5 protein-coding genes are annotated in these 3,018 nt (G+C 65.6%); all 5 read left to right on the top strand.

Features of this window, described 5'->3' with window-relative positions; translation table 11 throughout:
- Positions 1-931, top strand: a 931-nt coding sequence (locus tag IEY79_RS36345) for a WD40 repeat domain-containing protein (protein ID WP_189111936.1), incomplete at its 5' end; no start/stop codon positions are given.
- A gap of 12 nt (positions 932-943) precedes the next feature.
- Complete coding sequence (locus IEY79_RS36340; protein ID WP_189111935.1) at positions 944-1,111, top strand: hypothetical protein; 168 nt, start codon at positions 944-946, stop codon at positions 1,109-1,111.
- A 163-nt stretch (positions 1,112-1,274) separates the two neighbouring features.
- The gene (locus tag IEY79_RS36335) at positions 1,275-1,511 is read left to right on the top strand and encodes a hypothetical protein (protein ID WP_189111934.1); all 237 of its coding nucleotides are present in this window, start codon (positions 1,275-1,277) and stop codon (positions 1,509-1,511) included.
- A gap of 84 nt (positions 1,512-1,595) precedes the next feature.
- Positions 1,596-2,363 carry a hypothetical protein gene (locus IEY79_RS36330; protein ID WP_189111933.1) on the top strand — a complete coding sequence of 256 codons (768 nt, stop codon included), beginning with the start codon at positions 1,596-1,598 and terminating at the stop codon, positions 2,361-2,363.
- Positions 2,364-2,533: 170 nt separating this feature from the next.
- Positions 2,534-3,007 carry a hypothetical protein gene (locus tag IEY79_RS36325; RefSeq protein ID WP_189111932.1) on the top strand — a complete coding sequence of 158 codons (474 nt, stop codon included), beginning with the start codon at positions 2,534-2,536 and terminating at the stop codon, positions 3,005-3,007.
- Positions 3,008-3,018: the final 11 nt, after the last annotated feature.

The following is a 3,018-nucleotide window of genomic DNA, read 5'->3' as shown; positions in this document are numbered from 1 at the left end:
TGAACCCCTCACCGGCCATACCGGCGCGGTGGAGGCGGTGGCGGTCGTGGCGTTGGGCGATCGGATGGTGGCGGTCACGGGCTGCCGCGACGGCACGGTGCGGATCTGGGGTCTGGTCAGCGGGTTGCCTGTCGGTGGACCCCTCACCGGCCATACTGGCGCGGTGTTGGCGGTGGCGACCGTGGTGCTGGACGGCAGGACGGTCGTCGTCACCGGAGGCATCGACGGCACGGTGCGGATCTGGGATCTGGTCAGCGGGTTGCCTGTCGGTGAACCCCTCACCGGCCACACCGGCACGGTGAGGGCGGTAGCGACCACGATGCTGAACGGCCAGCCGGTCGCCGTCACCGGTAGCGGCGACGGCACCCTAAGGATCTGGGATCTGGTCAGCGGGCTGCCTGTCGGTGAACCCCTCACCGGCCACACCGGCGCGGTGTTGGCAGTGGCGGCCGTGGTGCAGGACGGCAGGACGGTCGCCGTCACCGGTGGCATCGACGGCACGGTGCGGATCTGGGATCTGGTCAGCGGGTTGCCTGTCGGTGAACCCCTCACCGGCCACACCGGCACGGTGAGGGCGGTAGCGACCACGATGCTGGACGGCAGGACGGTCGTCGTCACCGGTAGCGGCGACGGCACGGTGCGGATCTGGGATCTGGTCAGCGGGCTGCCTGTCGGTGAACCCCTTACCGGCCATACCGGCGCGGTGTTGGCGGTGGCGGCCGTGGTGCTGGACGGCAGGACGGTCGCCGTCACCGGAGGCAGCGAAACAGGGCAAGTCTGGGACCTGGCCAAGTGGGAACGGGTCGGTGAACCCCTCATTACCCACATGACGGTGTTGGGTGTTGCCGCAGGCGGAACAGTCAATGACCTGCCCGTTGCCGTGATCACCGGAACGCAGGGGCTTGTTGTAGCCCAACTGCCAACCCGCTGAATGAGGGCTGGCATGCCAACTTCGAGCGGACTACTCACCCGGCTGGGACTGGCCACCTCTCCTGGCCTGGCTGCCCGTCGAACCGAGTCCGTACCCGCCCACCTCGTCGTGTTCGACGTGATGGTCCTCGGCGCCGACAGCCTGTCGGAGTGGCTCTACACCGGGGAGAGGAGGCACTGAGCTTGTGCTCGGGCTGCGACCGCTCGTACCCCATCGTCGGCTGGTGCGGGCTCTGCCGTCGCTGGGTCGCCGCTCCAGGTGGAGCACCCGCAGCGAAGCGAGGACCTGCGACCTGGACGGGCGGCGCGCGGCGGCCACAGTCGGCCCGCGAGGAACTGGGTCGGTGCCCGGCGCGGGGGTCTGCCGGCGCGGCACCGTGCTGGACCAGGCACAGGAGAAGGCCCGGGAGGCGGCCGATAAGAGCCAGCGCACGGCGGGCCCGGCCGAACAGACCCGCCGGGCCGACATCGCCAAGAAGCATTGCCAGTGGTCGGCCGAGTGGCAGGACCCGCTGGCCGAGCCGTATGAGGGACTCGAACCCGCGACCTTGCATCACGAGCTGACTGATCTTCGGCCGTGACCATTCAGCTATGCGGCATGCCAACCCCGATGTCGGTGCCCGCCTCTATGGTCCCTAGGAGACGTACCGACTCGAGGAGGACCCATGGCCGAGGAGCTTCACAGGAAGTATGACAACACTACGATTGCCGCGCTCATGACATTAGCGAGGGGTGGCTGCTACGCCCCCCGCTGTGGCGCACCGACGGTGCGCATCATCGACGGCAAGCCCGTTCTCAACCTGGATATCGCCCACATTCGTGCGCTGAAGGCGGGCGGGAAGCGGTACGACGCCTCGTGGAGCCTGGACGACAGGAATAGCTTCGCCAACCTCCTGTTGCTGTGCAATGTGCACCACAAGCGCGTCGATGGCGTGGACGGCGAGAAGTACACCGTGGGCATCCTTGAAGGATGGAAGCGTGCTCGCGAAGCCGAGGGACAGGACGCGCTCGCAGGGCTGAGCGGGCTGACTGAAGCCCGACTGGTCACGATGATCCAAGAAGCACAGGAGCAGTACGTCGATCGGATTGCTCCGATGCTGGGGGTTCTCGCTGAGCGAATGCCGGAGTTGTCCTCGCTCCTCAAGGTTCTCAAGTCGGATCTTGAGCGCTCGCATGGGCGGATGCCTGGTATTTCGGAGGACACGGCCTGGATGGTTTACCAGGCCAGCCGAGACTTGGCGCATCTCCAGGACAATGCGCCTCTGCTGATGGGTGCGGGGGACGACCTAGCGCATTTGCAAGACAACGTTCCCCTGCTAGCTTCCACAGCTCGGGCTTTGGCGCGCATGGCAGACCTGCCGTCGTCCCTCAGCAGCGCAGCCGACGACATCCGGAGCGCTGCGGCTTCCCTCTCGGATGCGAGGAGGTACTGAGTAGGGAAAGCATCTGAAGTCGGCTGCGCAGAAAACTGCGTTAGACCGGCCGGCATGAACTCTTTCCGGACGTTGTTCACACGCTCCAGTGGATCGCCGCCTGGTTGGGCAGACTGACGGATGAGAAGAGGCCACCTTGAGCGCCATCTGGCCCTGAACTGGGGGAACTTGTGATCGTCCAACATCATCTAGGCGAGGATGACGAACTTGCCAGGCATCTAACCCACCAGCTCAACACTCCGCTGGACTGGCCTGGGGGCGCGGGGCTCAACACTGAGCATGTTGCGAAGATCGCGGTCGCGGCAGCTTGCGATATCTCGTACAACCAAGCGGCTAACGGCCATCTGGTCGACCTCTTTGCCGCGCTCCCTCTGCCAGGTACGCATGAAGGGCACGAGTTCTGGGATGCGTTGGGGCGCGCCGGAGGTGATGCCGCCCTTTACATTGATCCCGCCAACGCGGGTGGCCCCTTCTTCAACTACCTGCTCAACGGGAATGAAGGGGGCATCGCCGGCCGCGTGCTCAGCTTCTTCGAGAAGCTGGACGATCACCAACGCGACGCCGTGGCTGATGTGATCGGGGGCGCACTAGGGCGTGTCCGCAAAGTCTGTTGGTCGTTGGTAAGTCGTGGTGAGACGTCATGAGTTGACTGATG

The sequence above is a fragment of the Streptomyces camponoticapitis genome, from assembly GCF_014646115.1.
In the GTDB taxonomy this organism is placed as follows: Bacteria; Actinomycetota; Actinomycetes; order Streptomycetales; family Streptomycetaceae; genus Streptomyces; species Streptomyces camponoticapitis.
This window is presented reverse-complemented; position numbering and strand designations above follow the sequence as displayed.

Excerpts from the sequence above, each read along its gene's own strand:
- IEY79_RS36340 (WP_189111935.1), top strand. The coding sequence starts at position 944 with ATGCCAACTTCGAGCGGACTACTCACCCGGCTGGGACTGGCCACCTCT.
- IEY79_RS36330 (WP_189111933.1), top strand. The coding sequence starts at position 1,596 with ATGGCCGAGGAGCTTCACAGGAAGTATGACAACACTACGATTGCCGCG.